Source organism: Halalkalibacter sp. HAAS-P014 (genome assembly GCF_056619965.1).
Genome location: NZ_JBWQTV010000023.1, coordinates 24,701 through 50,508, shown reverse-complemented (window position 1 = coordinate 50,508; position 25,808 = coordinate 24,701). Strand labels below are relative to the sequence as shown.

Genomic DNA, 25,808 nt, shown 5'->3' with positions numbered 1-25,808 from the left:
CTAGTCGGAAAGGTGAAAGATAGTATATGAGGGAGAAAATACCTTAAAAAGGCATGGAAAAGTCCTTCATGAAATGAACTTAAAGGTTAAGGCAAAATTAATACGACTCCATTTCAAGGAGTCGTATTTTCGTTGCGCAAAAAAAGCCAGTCCATAAGACTGGCTTTTGCATAAACCTTAACGTGAGTAGAACTCAACGATAAGAGCTTCTGTAATTTCAGCAGGAAGTTCAGAACGTTCTGGAAGACGGCTGTATGTTCCTTGTAAGCTCTCAGCATCAAAAGTAACATATGCTGGAACAAAGTCGTTTCCTTCAAGTGCTTCCTTGATTACGTCAAGGTTGCGTGACTTTTCACGAACACCAATTGCTTGACCAGGCTTAACTCGGTAAGATGGGATGTCAACGCGACTTCCATCAACTAAGATGTGACCATGGTTAACTAATTGACGTGCTGCACGACGAGTACGAGCAAGTCCCATACGGTAAACTAGGTTATCAAGACGAGACTCAAGAAGAATCATGAAGTTCTCACCGTGGATACCACCCATTTTACCAGCATCATCAAAGATGCGACGGAATTGACGCTCATTTACTCCGTACATGTGACGAAGCTTTTGCTTTTCTTGAAGTTGTAAACCATATTCAGAAAGCTTTTTACGTTGATTTGGACCGTGTTGCCCTGGAGCATACGGACGCTTTGCTAATTCTTTACCCGTACCACTTAGTGAAATTCCTAAACGACGAGATAATTTCCAAGATGGACCTGTATAACGAGCCATAATTTGACTCCTCCTTGTTATTTTGATGTTGCAAAATAACAACCGGCTGGTAATCTTATACAACGTTCATTTTGCTTTCATGCACCTTCGCTTCGACAGCTAGAAGTTACACGATGCACCTCGGAATGATTCAGCCGCTCGAGGAACAAAATGACCTAACATTGTACATTTACCGTGGCTGTCTTATTTCACACAAACTCTATTATAAGAATAGAAGATACTGTTGTCAAGAAAGGCTTATGAAGAAGGTTTTCTAGAATTAGATGAAATTTATTTATTACTAGAGGGCAATAAGTAGTATAATTGGAAATGGAATACCCGAGGATGTAATGTAACAATCTCGAGACATAGGTAATTTGTCTTATTTTTAGAATAACTTACTTTTGTGAATAGTATAAATGACCTTGTAAGCATAAAAAACGTGCAAAGTTCTTTTTGAATTTTCTTGCACGATTGTGTGGTGTAGAGAAGTGAATCAGTATTTGATCAATGAACAAAGTAATCATAAATACAAAAATATATTGGAAGCAATTGTTTCTCGACCGTTTATAAATACTCATTTTTTTAAGCCTGCAATTTTTTTTATTGCCTCGAACAAGAGTATTCTTTCGATGGAGGTAGTAGGTTATGTTCCCAAGACACTAGTTGAGGCAGTTAAGTCCTCACAAAGTGATCTTGCTGAAAATGTCTCAAATCATGGTGGTAACTACCGTCAGTTTACTGCCCCTCTTCAGCTTTCTGGTGATATCAAGCTTTTTATTGGTGTAGTTGTTCAATGTACAAGAGAAAATATAAAGCTCTTGCAAGTTTACATTGATGCACTGTCAACGGGCATTTCTTCTGTTTATATACCTAGTATTGAACAATTCCCGGCCATAACAATAGAGAACGTACTAGATGAAGCAAAGTATGAAATCATTCATAATGTTTTGGCCGAGGCATTAGTGAAATGCTATTTGCGTAGCCCCAAAAGAAAGAGCCAACTGCTTATTTGTGAATTAAAAAATAATAGTGTAACCACCTTATCTTCAACGAATAAAGAAGTTGTGAAATTGTTGAAAAAGAAAGAGTTGGTTAGTTATGTAAAGATACAGGAAAGTAATCTTTTTGTTGTTCCTAATGAACAGTTCTTTCATAACAACAGAGATTCATACTTAATTTTCACAATTGATATTGAGGACAATGTGAAGATTGTTTTTTTATTTACCTTCCAGTTGGTAGAAGATGCGATTTTATCGAGAGCTGACTATCAACAATGGTTGACAAAATTAATCCCTTTATTTAAAAAGGGATATTACGAGGGAATTCGAAAGAAAGAGGAGGAACGTAAAAATATTTTAATGCGTGTGACAAAAAAATTTCATTCGACAATGGATATAGCAGAAGTTCTAGGTGAGATTGTCGAAGCTATTAAAAGAGCGTATCCGGAATTTCAGGTACATTTATTACTATCGCAAGAATGGGAGGTGAAAGAAGATTTACCAGTTAAGCCTTTCATGTATGGCAAAGAAAGTAGTGACCAATTGGCTGAACTAGCTTTTGTTACAGGAAAAGTACAAATAGAACAAAAAGACGAGAGTGATAGCACCTTACTATATACCCCACTTAAAGGAAAGCAAGGGGTTTATGGAGTAATGGAAATTCAAACGCCAATGCAAACATCCCTACCGAAAGAGGAAGTCAGTTTGATAAAAACACTTGCAGATACAGGGGGAATCGCGCTTGAAAATGCAGAAATGTTTCAGCAAAGCCGTAAGCTTATTCGCGACTTGCAATTAATCAACGAGACATCCCGTCAGTTAAATCTTAACCTAAGAATATCAGACACAATTAATTACATGACTCAACAAATCATAGAATCATTTGGAGCTGAACAAGTTGGATTTATCATTTTTCAACCAAATGGTGACTTTGCTGTACTTGAAGGCAGCTCCTCTTTATTTAAAATAGAAGCAATCCAAAATGGGTTAAAGCCATTCTTTGAAACAGTAAAGAGAGAAAAGGATCCCGTATTTATTGGTGATACTAGTATACAGAATGATATTGCACTTAATGGGTATAAATCAGTTTTAGCAGTGCCAATGATTCAAAATAAGGAGTTAAAAGGGCTCGTTATTGCTGTTCACCGTCAGTTGAACCATTTTAGTTTTGATAACTTTAAACTTCTACAATCTTTGGTACATCATTCTACATTAGCATTCACCAATTCTATGCTTCATGAGGAGTTAGAAAAATTAGTTATTACGGATCACTTAACTCGCCTATACTCTCGTAGCTATCTTGATCAATGTATACAAGAGTCTATCTTAAATGATAAGCAAGGAACATTTCTGCTTTTAGATATAGATGACTTTAAAAAGATTAATGATACGTACGGACATCAAGTTGGCGATGATATAATCATTCAAGTAGCGAACGTATTAAAAAGAAACACTCGCGATGGGGATATTGCTGCAAGGTGGGGAGGAGAAGAACTTGCTATTTATTTTCCTTCTTTAGCAGTCGATATAGGGGTTAAAATTGGCGAAAGGATTTTACGAGCAGTAGAAATAGAAACGAGTCCACGGGTTACGGTTTCAATTGGTTTGTCATCTTGGAGTTCAGAAGATCGTGAAATCACAATGCAAAATTTATTTAAATCAGCAGACCAGGGGCTATATATTGCCAAAGAAACTGGAAAAAATCGTGTTGTTATAAAATGAGCACCAGTAAAATCTTTTACCCTAGAAATTTGTAGAATGTTCGAAGGCTTTTGTCGAGCGATTATTAGAGGAAATTGGCTTACTAGCACGAAAACGAGTATAGAGAAAGTAAAATAAGGGGGGCACCACAAATGAAGGAAACAAAAAAGGATAAAATTATTGATGCTGCTGTTCGACTTTTTCATACACAAGGTTTCGATGGTACCTCAGTTCGTGATATTGCTAGTAAGGCTAATGTTAATGTTGCGCTTGTCTCCTATCATTTTGGTGGAAAAAAAGGCCTTTACGAAGAATTGATGACAACTTTTCTTGAAGGCTACCTCCATGTAATGAAAACTGAATTAGATAAAGGATTTGCGTCAAATAAGGAACAATTATTGTCCCTAATGAAATCACTACTTGAATATCAAACAGCAAACCATTTCGTGGCAAGAATGGTTCATCGTGAAATGACGATGGATTCTGTTCTTGTAAGAGAACTAATGTCAACTTATCTTAGAAAAGAAAAGCATGATCTTGAAGGTTTGATTCGTTCAGGGATAAGAAGGGGAGAGTTTCGCAAACAACCAGTTGATTTTGCGATGATTCATTTAAGAACAATGATCATAATGCCATATCAATCTCCCCATTATTTAAGTGAACTCTATCAAATGACGACTTCAGAGCCTTATTTTATTGAGCGTTATATGAAGCATATCCGACAATGGATTGATCTATGGCTATGCAAAGATGAAAGTTACACTGTGGCAACTCCCTATCTATTGCCTAGATCAATCTCCTGATAAAGCTTGAGGTTTTTGCAATTTTGCTTTTGGAGACAGATGGTTGATGCCACTAAGTAATCCACTGGCCTGATGAGCATCTGACCCATATATTAAAGGAATATTAAGAGTTATCGCCTCGTTAACGATTTCATCAAAAGGATAGGGTTCTTTACATAACGGTTTAATGCATCCAGCACCATTGTAATCGAGCTCGTATCCTTTTTGTTTAATTAAAGTAAGAATATGTGAAAGTTCAGCAGTGAATGATTTACTAGCTGGATATTTTTTATGGAATTTTCTTGTAAGTGTTATATGACCAATCCTTTTAGGTTGAAAGGCCCCTAACTCCATTTTGATCGATGAAGCTACTGTTTTATAATAGTGCTCATAGACAGCGTCAGCTGAACCTAATCGGTTTATCGCTTCGTTAAAAACGTCTGGACTATAATCGATACATAGATAGTCTGAATCAATCTTTAAAAAGTGAACAGATAAAATACTATCGTCTAATTTTGGCCCTACTTCATTTAAAAAGTCTGTCGTCTCCGTTTCGTACCCTTCAATGTAATCAACCTCTAATCCTACATATACATCAAGAGCCCCCTTATAATATCGCTTCACAGCTTGGACTTCCATAATATATCGGTCTAATTCTTCAGCTTTCATCCCACTGTCTTGTAATGGAGTTGGGTCTGAAAATGAGGGAGGTAGTGGTGCGTGCTCGGTAAAGGTAAGCCCTTTTATATTATTTTTAATTGCTAATTCACAATATTTATGAAAAGAGTCTTTTGTACCATGGGGACAAAATGGGGTATGTACGTGCCCATCGTGGATCATATCTACCTCTCCTTTTACATTGATTATGATGAATAAAGAACAGTGCATTCAAGTTCGAAATTTTTGATTATATTTTCACATTTGAACATGAAAAAAAGATACAAACAAGCAATTTCATGGTATCATATAAACTATCAAAATCGGAAAAATTTTAGACAAATTTGTCAAAAATAGAGGATTTTTGTTTTATTTGCCGAAACAACAAGAAGCTTATTAATAAATGTACAGATTACTGAGCAAAGAAGGGAGTCCTCACATGTTTTTCAATATACTTTATATCATTATAGCAGCTGTTGCTATTTTTATAATTGTGAGTTCATTTATGCGGAAGCGTATCTATAAAGAAGTTGACCGACTAGAGGAATGGAAAAATGGAATATTAAATCGAGATATACCTGATGAAATTGGGAAAGTGAAACGGTTGCATATGTCTGGGCAAACAGAAGAAAAGTTTGAGTTGTGGCGAGATGAATGGGATGAAATCGTTGGTGTTATCTTGCCTGATATCGAAGAACGTCTATTTGACATTGAAGATTTTGCAAGCAAAAACCGTTTTAAAAAGGCACAGCAACTGCTTGAGATTACAGATAAGCGTCTGGTTAGTATAGAAGAGCAAATCAAGCAATTATTAGTTGATGTTGATGGTCTTGTACAAAGTGAAGAACAGAACCGTTCGGAAATTGATCAAGTTCGTGATACGTATAAGGATTTGATCAGCTTAATCACAAAGAAGCGTGGCTCTTTAGGTCCGGGACTTGCTTCATTCGACGAGAAAATGGACAAGGTAAATCAGTTACTTGAATTGTTTGACCAAGCTACTGCGGACGGAAGTTACCTTAATGCTAGAGAACACCTCGTCAGCGCAAATACTATCCTAGCAGAGCTACAAGAGTTGATTGACATTTATCCGAAGTTACTAATTCAAGTTGAAACAAGAATCCCTGCCGAAATTAAAGAACTTAGGGATGGTATGAGTGAGATGGAAAAAGGTGGATATCAACTTGAACCATTCTCAATTGATTCAAGACTTGAGATTATGGAAAGCGAGTTAGACAAAATAAAAGTAGACCTAAACGTATTAAAGTGTGACGGTGTCGATGAAAGATTAAAGAATATGTCAAACCAAATTGAACAGCTCTATGACACATTAGAGGTTGAGGTTGAGTCGAAACAATACGTCTTTACTAAATTAGAGCAATTAACAATACAGATAGAGGAAAGTAAAGGGAAAGTTGAAACTCTAGCGAATGAGATAGCTGAAGTTCAAGAAAGTTACTTTGTTTCAAAGAAACAGATAAGTACTCAAAAAGAAATAAAAGAGAATGTACATGAATTAACAAATCAAGTATATGTATTAACAGACCTTGCTGAACATCAAAAGCAAACGTACACATCTATTCGTGAGATGGTTGATGAGTGGCAGAGTGAAATGACTAAACTCGATCAACTTATAAAAGAAGAGAAGGAAACATTATTTGCTTTACGAGAAGACGAACGAGCGGCGAAAGAAATGCTAAACTCTCTTCAAGAGACGATGATTGAAATCAATCGTGTTCTGAATAAAAGCAATATTCCTGGATTACCGAGGGTAGCCCTTGATCAGTTAGGATTAGCGGATGAGAAGTTGGTGAATGCTGCTAATCAATTGTCAGAGGTCCCGCTTGAACTTGGAAGAGTTGCTGTTTTAGTGGAAGAAGCTGAATTAATAGTTAAGAAAAATCAAGAACTAATCCATGAACTGATTGAAACAGCAGACCTAGCTGAAAAAGTAATACAATTTGGAAACCGTTATCGCAGTCGTTCGCAAGAGGTTGAAGTTAGCTTAGAGAAGGCAGAACTTCTATTTCGACAGTATGAATACGAAGAAGCGCTTGAATGTGCTGTAAAGGCTATTGAAAAATATGAACCAAATGTAGTCGACATTGTGAAAGAGTATATGCCTGTATAAGCGTAAAGGTTAGATTCGAGAAATGTTCGAATCTAACCTTTTTTATTTTAATTAAGTGAATAAATGGCAATGTTGTAAAAGGACCTTGTTATTTAAGGATTTTGTGCTAACATATATGGATGCGTAGAATGACAGATGAGCTGAGGGGGGAGTAATTGATGATTTATTTAGATAATAGTGCGACGACAAAACCCTATAAAGAAGTAGTTGATACTTATGCAAAAGTTGCTGCTACTTATTTTGGGAATCCATCCTCGCTTCACTCTCTTGGAATGCAGGCTGAGGGATTAGTTGGTGAATCGAGAAGCCGCATAGCTGATTTACTTGGAGTAAAAGCAAATGAGATTATTTTTACTTCTGGAGGGACAGAAGCAAATAATATAGCTATAAAAGGAACTGCACGAGCTAAGCAGAACCGTGGTAAGCACCTTATAACCACAAAAGTTGAACATCCTTCAGTAAGTGAAGCTTTTTTTCAGCTTCAAAGAGAAGGGTTTGAAATAACTTTTTTACCTGTTGATGAAGAGGGAAGAATACAAGTAAAGCAACTTGAAAGCGAAATTCGTTCTGATACTACACTAGTATCGATCATCCATGTTAATAATGAAACAGGTACGATTCAACCGATTGAAGAAGTTGGCGAGTTATTAAAAAAGTATCCACAAATTTATTTTCATGTTGATCATGTACAGGGCATATCAAAAGTACCATTAGATCTCTGTAAGTCAGGAATTGATCTTTGCTCTTGTTCTGCACATAAGTTTCATGGGATGAAAGGAAATGGGTTCTTATACGTAAGAGAGGGATTAAGAATTGAACCATTGTTTCATGGTGGAGACCAAGAAAATGCGTTAAGGTCAGGTACAGAAAATGTAGCAGGAATTGTCGCAATGACAAAAGCATTGCGCATGACGCGTGAACAAGAAGTAAAGCGTCCACAACTTGTGAAAATGCGCGAACACTTTATAAGAGAAATTCAATCAATTGATGGAGTTGTTATCAATAGCCCTAGCTACAACGTAGCCCCTCATATTGTGAATTTCTCTATTCCTGGTACAAAGCCGGAAGTGGTTGTCCAGTCATTAACGGCAAAAGAGATCTATGTATCTACGAAATCAGCTTGTTCATCAAAGTTATCTGAACCAAGCCGGGTACTAAGTGCAATGGGGTTTAGTGAAGAAAGAGCGAAATCAGGTATTCGTGTTAGTTTTTCTTATAATACGACTATTCATGAGATTGAACAAGTGATAAAAATGTTAAAGGTAATGATTCCCGAATTACTGGAGGTTGTAAAATCATGACGTATGATCATATTTTAATCAGGTACGGTGAGCTTGCACTTAAAGGTAAAAACCGCTCTGTTTTTGAAAGACAATTACAGCAAAACATAGCAATGAGCTTAAAATCATTTGCTAATTTAAAGATAAAACGAACATATGGACGAATTGTTATTGAACTAAATGGTGAAAATCATGAGCCAGTAGTGGAAAAGTTGAAGTATATTTTTGGAATTCATTCGTTTAGTTTGGCACTAAAAGTTGAGAATGAATTAGTAGCAATGCAAAAATCTGCTTTGTGCGTATTAAAAGAACATGGTGAGGTTCGGACTTTTAAAATTACAGCTAAAAGAGCCTATAAACCCTTTCCACTCGATACGATGCAATTAAATCGCGAAATTGGTGGTTATGTACTGCAAAATACAGAAGGCATAACGGTCGATGTTCACAATCCAGATGTTGACATTCGTGTCGAAGTACGCGAAACAGCAACTTATGTCACTTCTGGTTCTTACGATGGAGCAGGAGGCTTGCCTGTTGGGACAAGTGGTAAGGTATTGCTGCTATTATCAGGAGGTATTGATAGTCCTGTAGCAGGATATTTAACAATGAAGCGTGGTGCGAAGATTGAAGCAGTCCATTTTCACAGTCCTCCATATACCAATGAGCGTGCAAAACAGAAAGTTATTGATCTAGCCAAAACGCTTACTAAATTTGGGAGTAGTGTTACGCTGCATCTAGTTCCGTTTACCGATGTTCAAAAGCATATTCATCAGAAAATACCGAGTAATTTTCAAATGACCATTATGAGAAGAGTAATGCTTCGAATTAGTGAAAAGATTGCTATGGAACGCAATATTTTAGCTCTTGGCACTGGTGAAAGTCTCGGACAGGTGGCGAGTCAAACGTTGCATAGTATGAATACGATTAACGAAGTGACAAACTTGCCAATCATTCGTCCGTTAGTTACAATGGACAAGCTTGAAGTAATTGACATAGCTAAAAAAATCGATACGTATGAAACGTCGATTTTACCTTTTGAAGATTGTTGCACCATCTTTTTGCCGTCAGATTCTAAAACAAGGCCGAAAAGAGAACAGGCAAATAAATATGAGCAATTCATTGAAATGGATAGATATATAAATGATGCAGTGGATCGCACAGAAAAAATGGTTATCACAAGTACTTCTCCTGTTAATAAAGAAGTTGACAACCTTTTTTAAGGGAATTTCATAAAAATAACCATAATTTGAAATATATAGTGTGCAGAGTGGGCATTTTATATAAGAGAAACGTTTAAAGGGCTGTAGCCTTGTTTTAAGGCATTTAATAATTATTCTCAGTAATTACCAGTTATCTGTGTGCATGTTTTTTACCTCTCCTACTCATTCTATGAGTACAGAAGGAGGTGATTAACATGGCAAGCAACAATAACAGCAACTCAAATCAACTTCTTGTACCTGGAGTACAACAAGCTCTTGATCAAATGAAGTATGAAATTGCTTCTGAATTTGGTGTTCAACTTGGTGCTGATGCTACATCTCGTGCTAACGGTTCTGTTGGTGGCGAAATTACGAAGCGTCTAGTTCAAATGGCTGAACAACAAATGGGTGGAAATGTACAATAATTAGATATATTTTGGCTGTGAGAAGGGTGTTTCGGACACCCTTCTCTTATTTTGGTTAGCGAAATTGGGGATATTTTCCGCTAGCTTTTTTTATGAAGTATTTGCTAAATGTACAAAAGAAAAAGATAATTCTGTATAATCATGAGTGATTACATTAAAAAGGTGGGAGAGAGATGAACAGGGATAGTTTAGTTGCACCCCAATATTATAATTTAGTTCAAGAAGTAGAAAAATACACTCACGATTCTAATCGTGTAGCAATTAAGTGGACAAATGAAAAAGGTAATAAAAGAGATGTTACATATCAACAGCTAATAGAAAAGGCGAATCAATTTGCGAATGCATTAACAAGTAATAGCCTTAAAAAAGGAGATAAAGTTTTAATCATCCTTCCTAGAATTCCAGAAGCTTATTTTACTTATTTAGCTTGTTTAAAAGCTGGGCTGATCATTATTCCTTGTTCTGAAATGTTACGAGCAGAAGATTTAAACTATAGAATCAATCATTCAGGAGCGAAAGCTGTCATCGCCTATTATGATTCAATTGAGGAAGTCAATAAACTTGATCAGAATGTAAAAATTGTAAAATGGATCGTAGGGGGGATGTCAGAGAAATGGGACAGATTGGATGAGGTAGCTAACGGACAGAGCACTGATTTCAAGAGTCCAACTACGTTAAGAGATGAAATAGCATTTCTCCCATATACTTCGGGTACGACAGGGCATCCAAAGGCAGTCGTTCACACTCATGGTTGGGCGTTTGCACATTTGCAAATTGCATCGAAAATGTGGCTAGATGTTCAAGAAGGAGATATAGTTTGGGCCACTGCAGCACCTGGTTGGCAAAAATGGGTATGGAGTCCATTTTTATCAACAATTGGGTTAGGGGCAACTGCCTATGTATATCAAGGGAAGTTTGATCCTCATGAATATTTACAACGATTGCAGGATGAGAAAATTAATGTTCTTTGTTGTACTCCTACAGAATATCGGTTTATGGCAAAAGTAGATAACCTTTCTCAGTATAAACTACCTGAACTTAGAAGTACGGTCTCTGCCGGTGAACCACTAAATCGTCAAGTAATTGAGACTTTTAAAGAAGCCTTTGATGTTACTGTACGTGATGGGTATGGTCAAACTGAAAATACTTTATTAATTGGAGTGTTAAGGGGAATGGAAATAAAGCCAGGTTCTATGGGGAAACCAACACCTGGAAATGAAGTTACTATCATTGATGAAGATGGAAACCCAGTTCAACCTGGGGAAGTAGGTGATATTGCTGTTCATAAAAATACACCAGCTTTATTCCAAGAATATTATAAGGATCCAGAGAAAACAGCTAAGTCTTACCGTGGAGAGTATTACATAACTGGAGATCAAGCGAAGATGGATGAGGATGGCTATTTCTGGTTTGAAGGACGAAGTGATGATATTATTATAAGTTCCGGTTATACCATTGGGCCATTTGAAGTTGAAGATGTACTAACAAAGCACCCATTAGTGAAAGAGTGTGCGATTGTTGCTAGTCCAGATGAAGTAAGGGGAAATGTTGTTAAAGCATTTATAGTTTTGCGAAATGAAGAAGATAGTAAGAAAGAAGAAGAGTTGATTCCACTTCTTCAAGATTATGTGAAACAAAAAACGGCTCCATATAAATACCCTAGACGTATGGAGTTTGTTCAAGAGCTTCCGAAAACCTCATCCGGAAAAATTCGCCGGATTGAATTACGTGCAATTGAAAAAAAGAAGTTTACAAAAGCAAAATAATGTTATAACTGATCCTATTATGTACTAAGTGGGATCAGTTTTTTAATTGCATGGTTGTTTGGAATCTGTCACGATAGTAACAAATGCAAATAATTGAGGGGGATAGAAATGGGATCACTATGGTATAATGGTACATTTTTTACAATGGAAGAAGAGAACGAATCCGTCTCCGCTGTATATGTTGAGGATGGAGTAATTAGTGGATTAGGTAGTAAAGAAGAGCTTCTTGAGCGCTATTCATATTATATTAAAGATCAATATGATCTTGGTGGTGCTTATGTTTATCCTGGTTTTGTGGATAGTCACCTACATATTATTGGCCACGGTGAAAAGCTAATACGTCTAGATTTGTCAGAAGTCGGTACTGCAGAAGACATGAAAGGGCTTCTAAGAAAAAGTTATGATCAATCGATTCAAGATGAATGGGTATTTGGTGATGGTTGGAATGAAAATAATTTCTCTGATCGGAAAATATTCCATCGCTCAGAATTGGATGAGATTTCACCGGACAAGCCAATGTTTTTAACAAGGATTTGTCGTCATGCAGCCCTTGTCAATTCCAAAGCATTAGAGCTAGCAGGAATTACAAATGAGACTGAAAATCCAAAAGGTGGAGTTATTGTTCGGGATGATGCTGGAGCCCCTACTGGCTTTCTGCTAGATACTGCAGCAGATTTAGTAAAAGCAGTAATCCCAAAAGAGACAGATGATTATGTTAGACGAGCGCTTCAAGTAGCTACTGACGATCTGTTATCTGTTGGTTTAGTCGGTGGTCATACAGAAGATCTTCACTATTACGGTGGATTTAAACAAACGTTTGATCAATTTACTGAAGTTATTGATGGAGAAGACAAGAAGTTCCGTGCCCACCTCTTAGTTCATCATGAAGCCGTTGATGAAATGGAAAAAGAAGGGCTTGATAGAGGCGATGTTACCCCGTTTATTGAGCTAGGAGCAGTGAAAATCTTTGCAGACGGTGCTTTAGGGGGAAGAACGGCTTATTTAAAGAGTCCGTATACGGATGACCCTTCTACATCGGGAGTAGCAATTCATACAGAAGAAGGGTTGCAAGAACTTGTAAGAAGAGCTCGTGAAAAAAACCGTTCGGTTGCAATTCATACGATTGGAGATGGTGCTCTTGAGATGGCTGTGACGGCTTTAGAACGTTTCCCTTTGAAAGAAGGGCGTGACCGTTTAATACATGTTCAGGTGGCAACACAATCTTTGATTGAGAGAATGAAAAAGTTACCGGTTATTCTCGATATCCAACCTAGATTCGTTGCTTCTGATTTCCCTTGGGTAATGGAGAGGTTAGGAGAAGAGAGGATTAGTCAATCATTTGCATGGAAAACATTGCTTACGAATGGTTTACATTGTGCAGGTGGATCAGATGCACCGATTGAACCGGTAGATCCTTTACTTGGAATTCATGCTGCAGTCACGAGAAAACGTATTGGAGAAACTCATGAGGGCTATATCCAAGAGCAAAAGTTAACTCCTTTCCAAGCTGTGCAACTTTTTACGACAGGAAGTGCTTATGCAATTGGTAAAGAAAATGAAAGAGGAAAAATAGCTATTGGGTATGTGGCTGACTTTACAGTACTTGATAAGAATCTTTTTATAATCGAACCTGATGAAATCCCTAATGCGAAAGTAGTTATGACTGTTGTTGACAATACGATCATGTATAAAAAGTAAAAAATAAAGGATTAACCCAAAAAGTATGATTCCAACCTTTTGGGTTAATCCCGATAATAATGGGTTTAATAGTGTTTTTTTAAGGCTCCGTAAAACACTTAAAGAAAATTCCGTTGCACTTTTTCCCAAAACGAGTTATTTTTCAGCTTTAAAACCTTTACAACGCGTTCTGACAACCTTAACTTTAACTCTTTTGCGTGGCGAATACTAAGTGCTTCATTATCTACAGCGATAATCGGATGGTCATTACCGTCTTGAACGACTTTTAACGTTAGTGTTTTATCGGCAGCAAGTAAAAAGGATGTGCCGAGTGTTCGATATTCGTTGTTGTTTAATGATGAAATTTCACTAATTTGTAAAGAAGGAAGTGATGGGTCAACAACAGCCCCATTTACTGACTTGTTATAGGCAGTGCTTCCGGTCGGGGTTGATACAATCATTCCATCGCCTCGGAAAGTTTCAAAATGTAAGTTATCAATATAGACGTCGATAACAAATGTTTTAATAATATTTGAGCGAATAGAACATTCATTTAAACAATAAAAAGGTTTCTGATTATCAACTGTCACTTCAAGAATAGGGTAACGTCTTACCTCGACTTCAGCATTTTTCATCGCTTCTATCATCTGTTTTGTATCGTGAATGGTAAAATCAGTATAAAATCCAAGGGAATCTGTGTTTACTCCAACATAAAGACAATCATTACGAAAACCCGTTTTTCGCGTTGCTTGTAAAAATGCATTGTCACCACCTATACTAGCTATTATATTGGCATCTGATGGACTTTGCACAAGTGTGAAACCATTCTCCCTTGCTAAAGATTTTAACGGTAGGATTACTTCCTCCATTTCTTTTGTATGTTTATAAGACAAGTAAATGTTTGAGCGTTCGGGCATGTCTCTCATCCTCTCAAATGTTCTTTTACCATTTTTATGTTATTATACCCATAGATTGGGTAAAAGAAACAAAGTAAAGAGGAGTGAGGGAATGAGTCGAAAACGTTGGTTAGCGTTAATTGCTGTTGCGATGATAGTGGTGGTTTCCATGGCCATTAACGCAGCATCCTCTATGTTTATTTCAAATACTAGTTCATTTATGGAATCAATGGGGCATGAATGGACGGAACAAGTCATTGAGACAGGGGAAGAACTAGGTGGTCAAATTGCTGTACTAGAACTAAATGGAGTTATTCAGGACACAGGTGATGGTGGGTTATTTTCTGCAACAGGATATAGACATCAAATGTTTCTTTCACAAATTGAGCATGCCGCAAAAGATCCCACTATTGAAGGTATTGTCATTCGTGTTAATACACCGGGTGGTGGTGTAGTAGAAAGCGCTGAAATACATGAAAAGATTGTTGAAGCCCAAAATGAATATGATAAACCGATATATGTATCAATGGGCAATATGGCAGCTTCTGGAGGCTATTATATAGCAGCGCCTGCTGATAAAATTGTTGCTAATCCTCAAACAATTACAGGTTCGATCGGGGTTATAATGGAGTCGATTAATATAGCTGAACTTGCTGCAAATTATGGGGTAGAAGTAAATACCATAAAGAGTGGTCCTTACAAGGATATCATGTCTGCAACAAGGGAAATGACTGACGATGAGCGAGCCATTCTTCAATCGTTAATAGATGAATCTTACGATGAATTTGTTCGAATTATCGCCGAAGGTCGTAACATGTCTGAGAGTGAGGTTCGTACAATTGGTGACGGACGGATTTATAGTGGAAGTCAAGCCTTGGAACTTAACTTAGTGGATGAGCTAGGTAGTTTAGATGATACGATTAGTATGATGCAAGATTTAGTTGGAAATTATGATGTCATTAAATATCAACCACATGTTGGCTTTCCTAGTTTTCTTTCGATGTCTCTGAAGCAGATGTTCAGAATTGATACAGGAGAATTAGGAACTCTTGAACGAATGTTAGAGACGCATCGTTCACCTACTTTAAAATACATTTATACAGATTAAGGAGGGATGAGAGTGGGCCAACTAGTGGAACCATTACAGCCAAAAGGAAAGCGAATAGTCAATGGACGCCTGCGTAGCAGGGCTGTACATACGGTTAGGAAATCAGAAAGTACGGTCGTAAGTTCTGAAAACAAACAAGAAAACTATCAATTTGCTGGGTTCTGGATGCGTTTTTGGGCATTCCTTCTTGATATTTTAACAGTGTTTTCGATAAACACTGTAGTCCATTATCCATTAAGATTACTAGACGTCGATGGATTGCTTTCAGTAGGATTTTTTAGCTTTGAAACGATTTTATCAGCTACAGTTTTTTTCCTTTACTTTGCAATCATGACAAAACTTTACGGCCAGACCATTGGAAAAATGGTATTAGGACTTCGAGTGATCTCTGCAGCAACAAACAATTTAAGTTGGACACAAATTGTATTTCGTGAAGGAGTTGGACGTATCCTCCACCAAGCTTTTTTCTTTCTCTATGCTATTTATATTATGGTCGCTTTTACGAAGAAAAAACAAGGTCTGCATGACATTGTTGCTGATACATTTGTTATTCATGAACGTGAAAATAACCATACAAAATAAACCTGCCACTCTTGGCAGGTTTATTTTGTATAAAAAGGGAGAAACTAGATACATCGAATTTTATAAAAGGGGTATTTTATGGTTTGGACAATTATCGTTATAGCACTAATAGTATTGTTCATCATCATAGCAGTAACCAAGGTGAAAATTCATGTTAATTATCAACATAATCAGGATGATGATTTACTCGAGGCGAAGGTGACAGTTTGGGGTATGAAAGTGTATAAATTCTCGGCACCTGTCATAAAAGTTGATGATGATTCAGCGGCTCTAATCGTGGAAGAAGAACAAGAAATAGCAAGTATGAAATCAAAAAAGAAAAAACCCATCACCCCCGAACTCATTCTTGAAGATTTAAGATGGCTAAGGGATTTTCTAGACCATGTAGTCGGATTACATAAGATTGTTAGAAAGTTTTTAAACAAGGTAAGTGTCAATTCTTTTACATGGCATACAGACATCGGTGTTGGGGATGCTGCTCATACAGCACAACTTGCTGGTGCGATTTGGGGAGTGAAGGGGAATATTATTGGACTAGTTGGTAATTATATGAGAATGAAGTTCATGCCGAGGTTAACAATCGATCCCCATTTTCAAGCAATGGTATCACGTACGTATCTTTCGTGCATGTTTTCTTTTAGAATTGGGCATGCTATCGTTGCAGGTCTTATGCTTATTAAGCATTGGAGACGTAGACCGAAAATGTCTAAGACAGACTCGGTTGAAAAAAATATGTAATTTGCGAAGGAGGAAGCGAGTATGACAGACCATCCTATTCAAGGTTTAATGAAGACGGCTATGGAAAATTTAAAAGAAATGGTCGATGTAAACACAATTGTTGGTGACCCTGTTGAAACTCCTGATGGCAGTGTCATTATGCCTGTATCTAAAGTAGGCTTTGGGTTTGCTGCTGGTGGAAGTGAGTTTGTAATTGAAGAGCGCGGTCCGAAAGAAGAGCATAGGCACCCTTTCGGTGGTGGTAGTGGTGGAGGTGTATCGATTACACCAATTGCCTTTTTAGTTGTAAACAGTGAGGGTGTAAAAATGGTGCATCTAGATAGCAACACTCATCTTTATGAAAAACTGCTTGATTTTGCTCCTCAAGTTGTTGAGAAGATTCAACAAATGGTTGCAAATAATGGTAGCAGCGCTGGAAATCAAAACGCGACTACTACAACAGTTACGAATACAACAACAACTGATCAACAACTATAAGAATGGGGTTATCCCCATTCTTTTTTTGTTGGGTGGTCTTATAAGATATCACAAAACTGGCATAAATTCTCAAGGTCATGTATGATAAGAATGTACATATTTTAAAGAGGAGGAAGGAAATTGGCTGAAATTACATTTAAGAACAATCCAGTAACACTACTAGGTACTGAAGTAAAAGTGGGGGAAAAAGCGCCTGCTTTCACTGTACTAGCTAACGATTTGTCAGAAGTTACATTAGATGATTCAAAAGGAAAGGTACGTTTAATTAGTGTTGTTCCTTCCATCGATACAGGAGTTTGCGACCAGCAAACACGTCGCTTTAATGAAGAAGCTGCAAATCTTGATAACACTCAAGTATTAACAGTTAGTGTAGATTTACCTTTTGCTCAAAAACGTTGGTGCGCTGCAGCAGGTATTGAAAATGTTCAAACTGTTTCTGATCACCGTGATCTTTCATTTGGAGAAGCTTTTGGAGTTGCAATTAAAGAGCTTCGTTTGTTAGCTCGTGCTGTTTTTGTTGTTGATTCGAATGATGTTGTAACATATGCAGAATATGTTTCAGAGGCAACGAATCACCCTGACTACGATGCTGCAATAGCAGCAGTTAAAGCTGCAAAATAATAAAGAAAGTCTGACTCGAAAATTCGCACAGTGCGAAAAAATTTCTGAGTCAGACTTTATTTGTTTAAGGAATAAGATTTTATTAAAGTGAATAAATTGCAGTCTTTTGTACATTCATCATTATTTTGCTACAATGTAATGATGAATGTGTTCGGAAAAAAGGGAGCGAGATCAAATGAATGATCAATTGGTAGAAAAACTTTATACATATTTGGATGAGACAGCAACATTTCTTGATGAAAAAGGAATTAATACATACCTAGAAGGTTTGGCTGAAGCAGGGGAAAACTTATTTAGGAAAGAAGTTAGACAAGAGCTTACTGAGGATGAGAAAAGCATACTTAAAGAAAAGATCGCTACAATTGCTGATATTGAAATGAAGCCTGAAGAAGTGCGTAAAGCCTATCAATTAGCGGTACTTAAAGGAATGAAGGGCGCTGTTCAACCTCATCACTCTATGACTCCTGATGCCGTTTGTCTATTTTTAAGTTATCTTGTTAATAAAGTTATAGGCAAGATTCCTAATGCAACACTATTAGATTTAGCTGCAGGTTCAGGAAATTTAGTTAACGCTTTGCTAAATCAATCTTCAACGTCTCTAACTGCGTTTGCCTTTGAAGTGGATGAGACGTTATTAAATTTGGCTTTTGTCAGTGCGAACTTACAAAAAAACGAACTGAATTTATTTCACCAAGATAGTGTAGAGCCAATTGCATTTGACAAAGTAGATATTGTAGTAACCGACTTACCTGTAGGTTATTATCCAAAAGATGATGTGGCTAGAAATTATGAATTGAATCCTGCCGAGGGACATGCTTTTATCCATCTTCTAATGATTGAACAAGCAATTAAAAAGACTAAAGAAAATGGCTTCTTGTTTTTTGTTGTACCAAATTTCATATTTGAAAGTGAACAAGCTAAACAATTGCATGAGTATGTGAAGCAACATACGAATATTCTTGGATTACTTCAATTGCCTACAAGCATGTTTCAATCTGAACAATACGGAAAAAGTATTTTTATGCTTCAGAAAAAAGGAGACGAAGTTAGGCAGCCGAAACAGGCACTACTAGCAGAACTACCATCTTTTTCCAAAAAAGAAGCTCTTGCTGATATGATACAGCAAATTAATAAATGGTTTAAAGAAGAATTAGGTATATAAAATATAAAAAGTGTGACCTTAATAGCAGGTCACACTTTTTATTATGGCAAAAGAGATGAATGATTAACTAACTCATTTAAGCGTATTCATTTCTGAAAATAAAGAATACGGCAGTAATCGGGAGAAAAAAGGCGAATAAGCTTGAAAACATGAAAATGTGGTGCTTAAATAGAAGGAGTACAAATTGATGTTGTTAGTAGAAAAAAGGAGCGAGCAAATAGAATGGCAAAAATTATCGCAATTAATGCAGGTAGTTCTTCATTAAAATTTCAACTTCTGAACATGCCAGAAGAAACAGTCGTAACAAAAGGATTAGTAGAACGTATTGGTCTAGAGGATGGGGTTTTTACGATTGAAGTAGAAGGTGAGAAAAATAAAGATACGTTAGATATCCCTGATCATGCTTTTGCAGTTAAAACACTTCTAGATAAATTAACTGGATTAGGAATTATCGATTCATTAGATGAAATTGATGGAATCGGTCACCGTGTTGTTCACGGGGGAGAAAAATTTAACGATTCAGTCTTAATCACAGATGATGTATTAGCAGGTATTGAGGAAGTGTCAGAGCTTGCTCCATTACATAACCCAGCTAATATTGTAGGGATTAAAGCATTTAAAGAAGTGTTACCAAATGTGCCGGCTGTCGCAGTATTCGATACAGCTTTCCATCAAACAATGCCAGAATCTTCTTTCCTTTATAGCTTACCTTATGATTATTATAAGGATTTTGGCATCCGTAAATATGGCTTCCATGGTACTTCCCACAAGTATGTATCAGAGCGTGCTGCAGAACTACTAGGTCGACCTATTGAGCAGTTACGTCTATTATCATGTCATTTAGGGAACGGGGCAAGTATTGCTGCAATTGAAGGTGGTAAGTCAATTGATACATCTATGGGCTTTACACCATTAGCTGGTGTTACAATGGGAACACGTTCAGGAAATATTGACCCGGCGTTAATTCCTTACATTATGGATAAAACAGGTCAAGATGCTAATGAAGTTCTAGATACGCTAAATAAACGTAGTGGACTCTTAGGTGTCTCAGGGTTCTCTAGCGACCTTCGTGACATTGAAGAAGAAGCTGATAATGGAAACGAACGAGCTGAACTGGCTCTTGAAGTGTTCACTTCTCGAATTCACAAATATATTGGTTCCTATGCAGCGCGTATGAGTGGCGTAGATGCAATCATTTTCACTGCTGGAATTGGCGAAAATAGTGACGTGATTCGTGAGAGAGTATTAAAAGGACTTGAATTTATGGGTGTATATTGGGATCCATCTCTTAACAAAGTTAGAGGAAAAGAAGCATTTATTAACTACCCACATTCACCAGTAAAAGTAATTATCATCCCTACAAATGAAGAAGTGATGATTGCTCGTGATACGGTTCGTCTATCGAAATAAGTACTAGTAAAGTATGCAATGGCTTTGTTCGCTCCATTGCTTCAGGGGTGTGCCAAAGGTCAAGTTCAGACCTTTTGGCACACCCTTTTTGCTTTTAATAGGTATCAACGCTATGATTAGACTGAAATCTTTCTTTGGCGCATAGGATGAATAAGAAGCGATAGGGGGGATTTTAATGGGACAGTTGCAAGAAGGAGAAACGATTACAAATTTCTTTTTAATAAAAGATAGAGAAATTAAACAAGCTTCAAATGGTAGTGACTATGCAAATTTGACATTAGAGAGAAATTTAGAAGTTATTCCAGCAAGGTTGTGGGATATTACCCCTGAACAGAAAAAGAGATTACAAAGGAAAGCCATTGTAAAAGTAGAAGGAACGGTAGGGTTATATCGTGAAAAAATGCATTTAAATATACTGAGAATTCGTTTAGCTACTGAAGAGGACCAAGTAAATGTATCAGAATTAATCTCGAGAAAAGGTGTTCACCGTGAAACGTTATGGCATGAGCTACGACTAATGATGGAAGAAGTTCAATCAGACACTTTGCGCTCAATTATAAAGCAGCTCTTTAGTAGGAAAGTTTTAAGGGAACGCCTAACAACCATTCCAGCTTCAAAAAACTATCATCATTCATATTATGCTGGTTTACTCGAACACATAGTTCATGTGACACAGTCAGCACTTCAACTCCTACCTCTTTATTCTAATATTAATAAAGACATTGTTATTGCGGTATGTCTAGTTCATGACCTTGGGAAAACAGAGGTGTTTACAGAGGCGATAGCGCCTGAGTACTCAACACAAGGTGAATTAATGGGGCACATTGCACTTAGTCTTGAACTTGTACAAGACGCAGCGAAAGAAGCAGGAATTTCGAGGGGAAATGACGAATTGATTGCTTTGAAACATTGTATAGCAAGTCAGTATGGTGATGTGAGTCAAGGGTTTGGTAGTACTGCTTCACCGAAAACAGCAGAAGCAATCTTTTTTTATCATCTAAAGCAAATGAATACGATGTTGCATGCTTTTGAAATGATGCAGGAACAAGGAAACGGGCAATGGGTATATTCGTCAATGTTTAAGAGGAGAATGTATACAAAGTTGAATGAAAATGGTAGCAAAGAGGGATAAATTATGAGACAAACGAGCCTATTGGAAACTAGATGGAATGAAATTACAGAATGGGAAGACATGTTTTTTACATATGACGCAACTGATTTTCAAACTACATATAGTAAGTGGGTTGAAAAGGTTTTTGATCAGCTGGGGGAAAATAAGAAGCAAAAGTGGCTTGAGGCAATGGATACATGTTTGCTTCATTTGCAAGCTTGGCTTCAGCATAGCAGGTCGTATGACGAAACCAAGCGTAGAGTTATTTCTCATGCACGTACATTTGACGCTAATATATCGACAATTGAAGACTTGCGTGGTCTACCGTTAGAGCAACTAGACCACTTGGCTGAACAACTAATGGCCAAGCAAAGACTCCTTGCACTTGGTCAAGGTGGTTTAACTGGAATGGGAGGTGCATTTTTGCTCCTTTCTGATTTACCGGCACTTGCTGTTATTCAGCTTCGCTCATTGCAGCATCTGGCTCTTGTTTACGGTTATGATGTAAGGCGACCGATTGAATTAATGAATATGTTAAAGCTGTTTCATGTTGGAACGATACCGAAGTTCTATCAAGCGGAGGAATGGGACAAGTTAGTTAACGAAGTTAGTGAGCAAGACAGAGAACATGTCTTTTATCAAGGGGAAGATTCGATCTTGCAAGACTCTGTTTTCGAACAATTAACAAAGCAGCTCGTAAAAAGCTTTATCATTTCAATGTTACGAAAGAAAGTTATACAAGGTGTCCCTCTTGTAGGAATGGCAATAGGAGCAGGGATAAATTATCGCTTCTCTCAGCAAGTAATTGATATTGCACAGCACTTTTATCAGAAGCGTCGATTATTAGAAGAAATGCAGAACGAAGGTTGAGTTTAAAAAATAGAGCGTTAGCGTCGTTATTATAGGGGCTGTCTCAAAAGGTTGTTTTTTACCTTTTGAGACAGCCCCTAAGCAATGAGCTAAGACGTCGCAGTCTTCTAAGCCTGTTATAAGTGGGTTTCTTATAACAGGCGTGCGACGAACGTGCCATTGCTATTCATCCAAAAGGTTGTTTTTTACCTTTTGAGACAGCCCCTCCTATATTTTAGTTTTCTCTTTTGAAAAAATACAGGCAACAAATTTTACGTTCATACTTATGATGGTAATAGGTTAGCATTAGTAACTGAAGGGGTGATCCGAAACCAAATCCATAAATCATTAATAATAGAAGCAAGCTCTGCCATTTCGAGGTTCAATTCGCAAGAACGATCGAAATCTTCTTCAATACTTAACTGTTGATGAACGAAATTGATTTTTTGTTCAATCTCTTTTACACGTTCTGGAATTGTTCCTCTAATATCTTCCCATTTTGCAAGGATGCGTTCTTGGGTTTTGATTTCGAGATTTTGCCAAGTTTCCTCTAAAGTGGGAATTGCTAGTCCGAGACGGGAATCATATATGAATTTAACACTCATGTAGACATTCTCCTCACATCTTTTGGTTTGCTTACTATTGATTTTAGTAGAAGTTTAGAAAATATGAAATAAAAAAATGAAAAAAACAAAAACTACTTGCCAAAACGAAGCACCCCTGTTAAAGTAATGAATATTAATAAGAAATGTATTTGGTTTTATGCAAAAGAGGTGCGGGTAAGAAGAGCACTCATTTTTTTGAATAACACTGTATAAAAATAATATTTAGAGTATGAATATTCATTGGAGGTTATGTGAGATGAGTAAAGAGAAAGTTGTATTAGCGTATTCAGGTGGTTTGGATACTTCTGTTGCAATCAAATGGTTAGCAGATAAAGGCTATGATGTTATTGCAGTAGGATTAGATGTTGGAGAGGGAAAAGATTTAGATTTTGTGAAACAAAAAGCATTGAATGTAGGTGCAATTGAATCTTATTCGATTGATGCAAAAAAGGAATTTGCTGAAGACTTTGTTTTGCCGACATTACAAGCTCATACAATGTATGAAGAAAAGTATCCGTTAGTATCAGCACTTTCTCGTCCACTAATCTCTAAAAAGTTAGTCGAAATTGCTGAGCAAACTGGTGCTTCTGCAGTTGCACACGGTTGTACAGGAAAAGGAAACGATCAAGTTCGTTTTGAAGTTTCTATTCAAGCATTAAATCCAAATTTAAAAGTATTAGCTCCTGTTCGTGAGTGGGGCTGGTCGCGTGATGAGGAAATTGCATATGCAAAGAAAAACAATATTCCAATTCCAATTGACTTGGATAATCCATACTCAGTTGACCAAAACTTATGGGGACGTGCAAATGAGTGTGGAATCCTTGAAGACCCTTGGGCTACTCCACCAGAAGGTGCTTATGAATTAACCAATTCAATTGAAAATACACCTGATCAAGCTGAAATTATTGAGATTGGCTTTGAGCAAGGGGTACCAGTTACTTTGAACGGTAAGTCTTATCAACTAGACCAATTAATTTTGGAATTAAATCAAGTAGCTGGTAAGCATGGTGTTGGACGTATTGACCATGTAGAAAACCGTCTTGTTGGAATCAAATCTCGTGAAGTTTATGAGTGCCCAGGTGCAATGACGTTAATTAAGGCACATAAAGAGCTCGAAGATATTACGTTAACAAAAGAAGTAGCACATTTCAAACCAGTCGTTTCTAAAAAGTTATCAGAGGTAATCTATGATGGTTTATGGTTCTCACCGATTACAAAAGCATTGCAAGCATTTTTAACAGAGACACAAAAAACAGTAACTGGTGTTGTTCGTGTGAAACTATTCAAAGGTCATGCGATTGTAGAAGGCCGTAAATCACCTTATTCTTTATATGACGAAAAACTAGCTACGTATTCTACAGACGATGAATTTGATCACAGTGCAGCGGTTGGTTTCATCTCGTTATGGGGATTATCAACAAAGGTAAATAGCATGGTGAACAAAGAGAAGAAGGAGGTCACTCAGTAGTGGCTAAGCTTTGGGGTGGACGTTTTACAAAAACAGCGGAGGAGTGGGTCGATGCATTTGGTGCATCGATCGGCTTCGACAAGGCGCTTGTTGATGAAGATATAGAAGGTAGTCTCGCACATGTTACGATGTTAGGTAAATGTGGAATACTGCCGTCTGATGAAGTAGAGAAAATTAAAGAAGGATTAGCTGTGCTCCGTGAAAAGGCTAAAAATGGAGAGCTTGAATTTTCTGTTCAGCAGGAAGACATTCATTTAAATTTAGAAAAGATGTTAATCGATGAAATCGGACCGGTCGGTGGAAAGCTACATACAGGCCGAAGTCGTAACGATCAAGTTGCAACGGATATGCATTTATATTTACGCAACAACACAAAAGAGATTATGGGTGCAGTAAAAAAATTACAAGAAGCATTGTATAAACAAGCATCTGCGCATGTAGAAACATTAATTCCTGGGTATACTCATCTACAGCGTGCCCAACCAGTTTCTTTTGCCCATCATCTACTCGCTTATTTCTGGATGCTTGAACGTGATTATGGCCGTTATGAAGATAGCTTGAAACGATTAAACATCTCACCTTTAGGTGCAGGTGCATTAGCTGGAACTACTTTTCCAATTGACCGTGCATATGCTGCTGAATTACTGGGGTTTGATGACGTTTACCAAAATAGTTTAGATGCTGTTAGTGACCGAGATTTTATCGTTGAGTTTTTAAGTGCGTCATCCGTTCTAATGATGCATTTATCACGGTTATGTGAAGAATTAATACTTTGGTCAACTCAAGAATTTCAATTTGTTGAGATGGATGATTCATTTGCAACAGGCAGCAGCATCATGCCTCAAAAGAAAAATCCCGATATGGCAGAGTTAATAAGAGGGAAGACAGGCCGAGTGTATGGAAACCTATTCTCGCTCTTAACAACGCTTAAAGGTTTGCCTCTTGCTTACAATAAAGATATGCAAGAAGACAAAGAAGGTATGTTTGATACAGTGGAAACAGTAAAAGGTTCGCTGAATATATTTGCTGGTATGATTGAAACGATGACAGTAAACACAGATACTATGGAAAAGGCTGTTCATCAAGATTTTTCCAATGCGACAGAACTAGCTGATTATTTAGCTACGAAAGGAATGCCATTTAGAGAAGCGCATGAAGTCGTTGGAAAACTTGTGTTAGTAGCTATTCAAAAAGGAGTATTCCTTCTTGATTTACCGTTTTCTGATTACAAAGAGGCAAGCGATTTGTTTGAGAAGGATATTTTTGATGTCCTACATCCTAAAACAGTTGTTGCTAGACGTAATAGTGCTGGAGGAACTGGTTTTGAGCAAGTAAAACTAGCATTAGCTAAAGCAGAAACGTGTTTAAACCAATAATAGACAATGTGTCTCTTTCACATAAAA

At 37.2% G+C, this 25,808-nt stretch carries 23 protein-coding genes; 19 read left to right on the top strand and 4 right to left on the bottom strand.

From position 1 onward, the window contains the following. Positions 1 to 177: 177 nt before the first annotated feature. A complete protein-coding gene (rpsD, locus tag AC1FXZ_RS18105; protein ID WP_480056250.1) occupies positions 178 to 780 on the bottom strand; it encodes a 30S ribosomal protein S4 in 603 nt (200 codons plus the stop codon). Positions 781 to 1,391: 611 nt separating this feature from the next. On the opposite strand from rpsD, the gene AC1FXZ_RS18100 reads away from it, so the two are divergent. Together AC1FXZ_RS18100 and refZ are read left to right on the top strand one after the other, a co-directional pair. Continuing rightward, on the top strand, positions 1,392 to 3,482 hold the full coding sequence (locus AC1FXZ_RS18100; RefSeq protein WP_480056248.1) for a sensor domain-containing diguanylate cyclase: 2,091 nt from the start codon (positions 1,392 to 1,394) through the stop codon (positions 3,480 to 3,482). 131 nt (positions 3,483 to 3,613) lie between these two features. Next, positions 3,614 to 4,264 (top strand): forespore capture DNA-binding protein RefZ, encoded by a 651-nt coding sequence (gene refZ, locus AC1FXZ_RS18095; RefSeq protein ID WP_480056246.1) that lies wholly within the window; start codon positions 3,614 to 3,616, stop codon positions 4,262 to 4,264. Here the strand turns inward: refZ and hisJ are convergent. Further along, positions 4,253 to 5,083, bottom strand: a complete 831-nt coding sequence (gene hisJ, locus AC1FXZ_RS18090; RefSeq protein ID WP_480056244.1) for a histidinol-phosphatase HisJ — start codon at positions 5,081 to 5,083, stop codon at positions 4,253 to 4,255. The two genes, refZ and hisJ, sit on opposite strands and share 12 nt — an antisense overlap. A gap of 220 nt (positions 5,084 to 5,303) precedes the next feature. Here hisJ and ezrA point away from each other — a divergent pair, with 220 nt between their 5' ends. The 6 genes from ezrA (at position 5,304) to AC1FXZ_RS18060 (ending at position 13,399) form a co-directional block, all read left to right on the top strand. Beyond that, positions 5,304 to 7,031 (top strand): septation ring formation regulator EzrA, encoded by a 1,728-nt coding sequence (gene ezrA / locus AC1FXZ_RS18085; RefSeq protein WP_480056242.1) that lies wholly within the window; start codon positions 5,304 to 5,306, stop codon positions 7,029 to 7,031. Positions 7,032 to 7,189: 158 nt separating this feature from the next. Further along, on the top strand, positions 7,190 to 8,332 hold the full coding sequence (locus AC1FXZ_RS18080) for a cysteine desulfurase family protein (RefSeq protein ID WP_480056240.1): 1,143 nt from the start codon (positions 7,190 to 7,192) through the stop codon (positions 8,330 to 8,332). Next, entirely contained in the window at positions 8,326 to 9,531 is a 1,206-nt protein-coding gene (gene thiI / locus AC1FXZ_RS18075; protein WP_480056405.1) for a tRNA uracil 4-sulfurtransferase ThiI, read from the top strand. The genes AC1FXZ_RS18080 and thiI overlap by 7 nt, the downstream gene beginning before the upstream one ends. Before the next feature lie 194 nt (positions 9,532 to 9,725). Further along, positions 9,726 to 9,935: an alpha/beta-type small acid-soluble spore protein gene (locus tag AC1FXZ_RS18070; protein WP_480056238.1), complete on the top strand. Its 210-nt coding sequence runs from the start codon at positions 9,726 to 9,728 to the stop codon at positions 9,933 to 9,935. A gap of 173 nt (positions 9,936 to 10,108) precedes the next feature. Beyond that, a complete protein-coding gene (mbcS, locus tag AC1FXZ_RS18065; protein ID WP_480056236.1) occupies positions 10,109 to 11,701 on the top strand; it encodes an acyl-CoA synthetase MbcS in 1,593 nt (530 codons plus the stop codon). Positions 11,702 to 11,809: 108 nt separating this feature from the next. Beyond that, on the top strand, positions 11,810 to 13,399 hold the full coding sequence (locus tag AC1FXZ_RS18060) for an amidohydrolase (protein ID WP_480056234.1): 1,590 nt from the start codon (positions 11,810 to 11,812) through the stop codon (positions 13,397 to 13,399). Between the two features lie 98 nt (positions 13,400 to 13,497). Here AC1FXZ_RS18060 and AC1FXZ_RS18055 read toward each other — a convergent pair whose 3' ends face one another. Continuing rightward, a complete protein-coding gene (locus AC1FXZ_RS18055; RefSeq protein WP_480056232.1) occupies positions 13,498 to 14,295 on the bottom strand; it encodes an NAD kinase in 798 nt (265 codons plus the stop codon). A gap of 91 nt (positions 14,296 to 14,386) precedes the next feature. On the opposite strand from AC1FXZ_RS18055, the gene sppA reads away from it, so the two are divergent. The 9 genes from sppA (at position 14,387) to AC1FXZ_RS18010 (ending at position 22,353) form a co-directional block, all read left to right on the top strand. Further along, positions 14,387 to 15,382: a signal peptide peptidase SppA gene (gene sppA, locus AC1FXZ_RS18050; protein WP_480056230.1), complete on the top strand. Its 996-nt coding sequence runs from the start codon at positions 14,387 to 14,389 to the stop codon at positions 15,380 to 15,382. A 12-nt stretch (positions 15,383 to 15,394) separates the two neighbouring features. Beyond that, complete coding sequence (locus AC1FXZ_RS18045; RefSeq protein ID WP_480056228.1) at positions 15,395 to 15,964, top strand: RDD family protein; 570 nt, start codon at positions 15,395 to 15,397, stop codon at positions 15,962 to 15,964. A gap of 78 nt (positions 15,965 to 16,042) precedes the next feature. After that, positions 16,043 to 16,702, top strand: coding sequence for a DUF2953 domain-containing protein (locus AC1FXZ_RS18040; RefSeq protein ID WP_480056226.1), 660 nt, complete (start codon positions 16,043 to 16,045; stop codon positions 16,700 to 16,702). 21 nt (positions 16,703 to 16,723) lie between these two features. After that, positions 16,724 to 17,179 carry a GerW family sporulation protein gene (gene ytfJ / locus AC1FXZ_RS18035; RefSeq protein WP_480056224.1) on the top strand — a complete coding sequence of 152 codons (456 nt, stop codon included), beginning with the start codon at positions 16,724 to 16,726 and terminating at the stop codon, positions 17,177 to 17,179. A 120-nt stretch (positions 17,180 to 17,299) separates the two neighbouring features. Next, positions 17,300 to 17,800: a thiol peroxidase gene (tpx, locus tag AC1FXZ_RS18030; protein WP_480056222.1), complete on the top strand. Its 501-nt coding sequence runs from the start codon at positions 17,300 to 17,302 to the stop codon at positions 17,798 to 17,800. A 175-nt stretch (positions 17,801 to 17,975) separates the two neighbouring features. Then, the gene (locus AC1FXZ_RS18025) at positions 17,976 to 18,962 is read left to right on the top strand and encodes a class I SAM-dependent methyltransferase (protein ID WP_480056220.1); all 987 of its coding nucleotides are present in this window, start codon (positions 17,976 to 17,978) and stop codon (positions 18,960 to 18,962) included. 222 nt (positions 18,963 to 19,184) lie between these two features. Then, a complete protein-coding gene (locus AC1FXZ_RS18020) occupies positions 19,185 to 20,372 on the top strand; it encodes an acetate kinase (RefSeq protein WP_480056219.1) in 1,188 nt (395 codons plus the stop codon). A gap of 175 nt (positions 20,373 to 20,547) precedes the next feature. After that, entirely contained in the window at positions 20,548 to 21,504 is a 957-nt protein-coding gene (locus tag AC1FXZ_RS18015) for a 3'-5' exoribonuclease YhaM family protein (protein ID WP_480056217.1), read from the top strand. Positions 21,505 to 21,507: 3 nt separating this feature from the next. Further along, the gene (locus tag AC1FXZ_RS18010) at positions 21,508 to 22,353 is read left to right on the top strand and encodes an EcsC family protein (RefSeq protein WP_480056215.1); all 846 of its coding nucleotides are present in this window, start codon (positions 21,508 to 21,510) and stop codon (positions 22,351 to 22,353) included. A gap of 263 nt (positions 22,354 to 22,616) precedes the next feature. Here the strand turns inward: AC1FXZ_RS18010 and AC1FXZ_RS18005 are convergent, their stop codons facing one another. Beyond that, positions 22,617 to 22,937: a hypothetical protein gene (locus tag AC1FXZ_RS18005; protein ID WP_480056213.1), complete on the bottom strand. Its 321-nt coding sequence runs from the start codon at positions 22,935 to 22,937 to the stop codon at positions 22,617 to 22,619. A gap of 256 nt (positions 22,938 to 23,193) precedes the next feature. On the opposite strand from AC1FXZ_RS18005, the gene AC1FXZ_RS18000 reads away from it, so the two are divergent. Then, on the top strand, positions 23,194 to 24,405 hold the full coding sequence (locus tag AC1FXZ_RS18000; protein WP_480056211.1) for an argininosuccinate synthase: 1,212 nt from the start codon (positions 23,194 to 23,196) through the stop codon (positions 24,403 to 24,405). Further along, positions 24,405 to 25,781: an argininosuccinate lyase gene (gene argH / locus AC1FXZ_RS17995; RefSeq protein ID WP_480056209.1), complete on the top strand. Its 1,377-nt coding sequence runs from the start codon at positions 24,405 to 24,407 to the stop codon at positions 25,779 to 25,781. Before AC1FXZ_RS18000 ends, argH begins: the two co-directional genes overlap by 1 nt. Positions 25,782 to 25,808: the final 27 nt, after the last annotated feature.

Excerpts from the sequence above, each read along its gene's own strand:
- refZ (WP_480056246.1), top strand. The coding sequence starts at position 3,614 with ATGAAGGAAACAAAAAAGGATAAAATTATTGATGCTGCTGTTCGACTT.
- AC1FXZ_RS18040 (WP_480056226.1), top strand. The coding sequence starts at position 16,043 with ATGGTTTGGACAATTATCGTTATAGCACTAATAGTATTGTTCATCATC.
- AC1FXZ_RS18080 (WP_480056240.1), top strand. The coding sequence starts at position 7,190 with ATGATTTATTTAGATAATAGTGCGACGACAAAACCCTATAAAGAAGTA.
- rpsD (WP_480056250.1), bottom strand. The coding sequence starts at position 780 with ATGGCTCGTTATACAGGTCCATCTTGGAAATTATCTCGTCGTTTAGGA.
- AC1FXZ_RS18000 (WP_480056211.1), top strand. The coding sequence starts at position 23,194 with ATGAGTAAAGAGAAAGTTGTATTAGCGTATTCAGGTGGTTTGGATACT.
- AC1FXZ_RS18010 (WP_480056215.1), top strand. The coding sequence starts at position 21,508 with ATGAGACAAACGAGCCTATTGGAAACTAGATGGAATGAAATTACAGAA.
- AC1FXZ_RS18070 (WP_480056238.1), top strand. The coding sequence starts at position 9,726 with ATGGCAAGCAACAATAACAGCAACTCAAATCAACTTCTTGTACCTGGA.
- AC1FXZ_RS18005 (WP_480056213.1), bottom strand. The coding sequence starts at position 22,937 with ATGAGTGTTAAATTCATATATGATTCCCGTCTCGGACTAGCAATTCCC.
- AC1FXZ_RS18100 (WP_480056248.1), top strand. The coding sequence starts at position 1,392 with ATGGAGGTAGTAGGTTATGTTCCCAAGACACTAGTTGAGGCAGTTAAG.
- AC1FXZ_RS18055 (WP_480056232.1), bottom strand. The coding sequence starts at position 14,295 with ATGCCCGAACGCTCAAACATTTACTTGTCTTATAAACATACAAAAGAA.
- ytfJ (WP_480056224.1), top strand. The coding sequence starts at position 16,724 with ATGACAGACCATCCTATTCAAGGTTTAATGAAGACGGCTATGGAAAAT.
- mbcS (WP_480056236.1), top strand. The coding sequence starts at position 10,109 with ATGAACAGGGATAGTTTAGTTGCACCCCAATATTATAATTTAGTTCAA.
- AC1FXZ_RS18060 (WP_480056234.1), top strand. The coding sequence starts at position 11,810 with ATGGGATCACTATGGTATAATGGTACATTTTTTACAATGGAAGAAGAG.
- AC1FXZ_RS18025 (WP_480056220.1), top strand. The coding sequence starts at position 17,976 with ATGAATGATCAATTGGTAGAAAAACTTTATACATATTTGGATGAGACA.
- ezrA (WP_480056242.1), top strand. The coding sequence starts at position 5,304 with ATGTACAGATTACTGAGCAAAGAAGGGAGTCCTCACATGTTTTTCAAT.
- sppA (WP_480056230.1), top strand. The coding sequence starts at position 14,387 with ATGAGTCGAAAACGTTGGTTAGCGTTAATTGCTGTTGCGATGATAGTG.
- hisJ (WP_480056244.1), bottom strand. The coding sequence starts at position 5,083 with ATGATCCACGATGGGCACGTACATACCCCATTTTGTCCCCATGGTACA.
- AC1FXZ_RS18015 (WP_480056217.1), top strand. The coding sequence starts at position 20,548 with ATGGGACAGTTGCAAGAAGGAGAAACGATTACAAATTTCTTTTTAATA.
- AC1FXZ_RS18020 (WP_480056219.1), top strand. The coding sequence starts at position 19,185 with ATGGCAAAAATTATCGCAATTAATGCAGGTAGTTCTTCATTAAAATTT.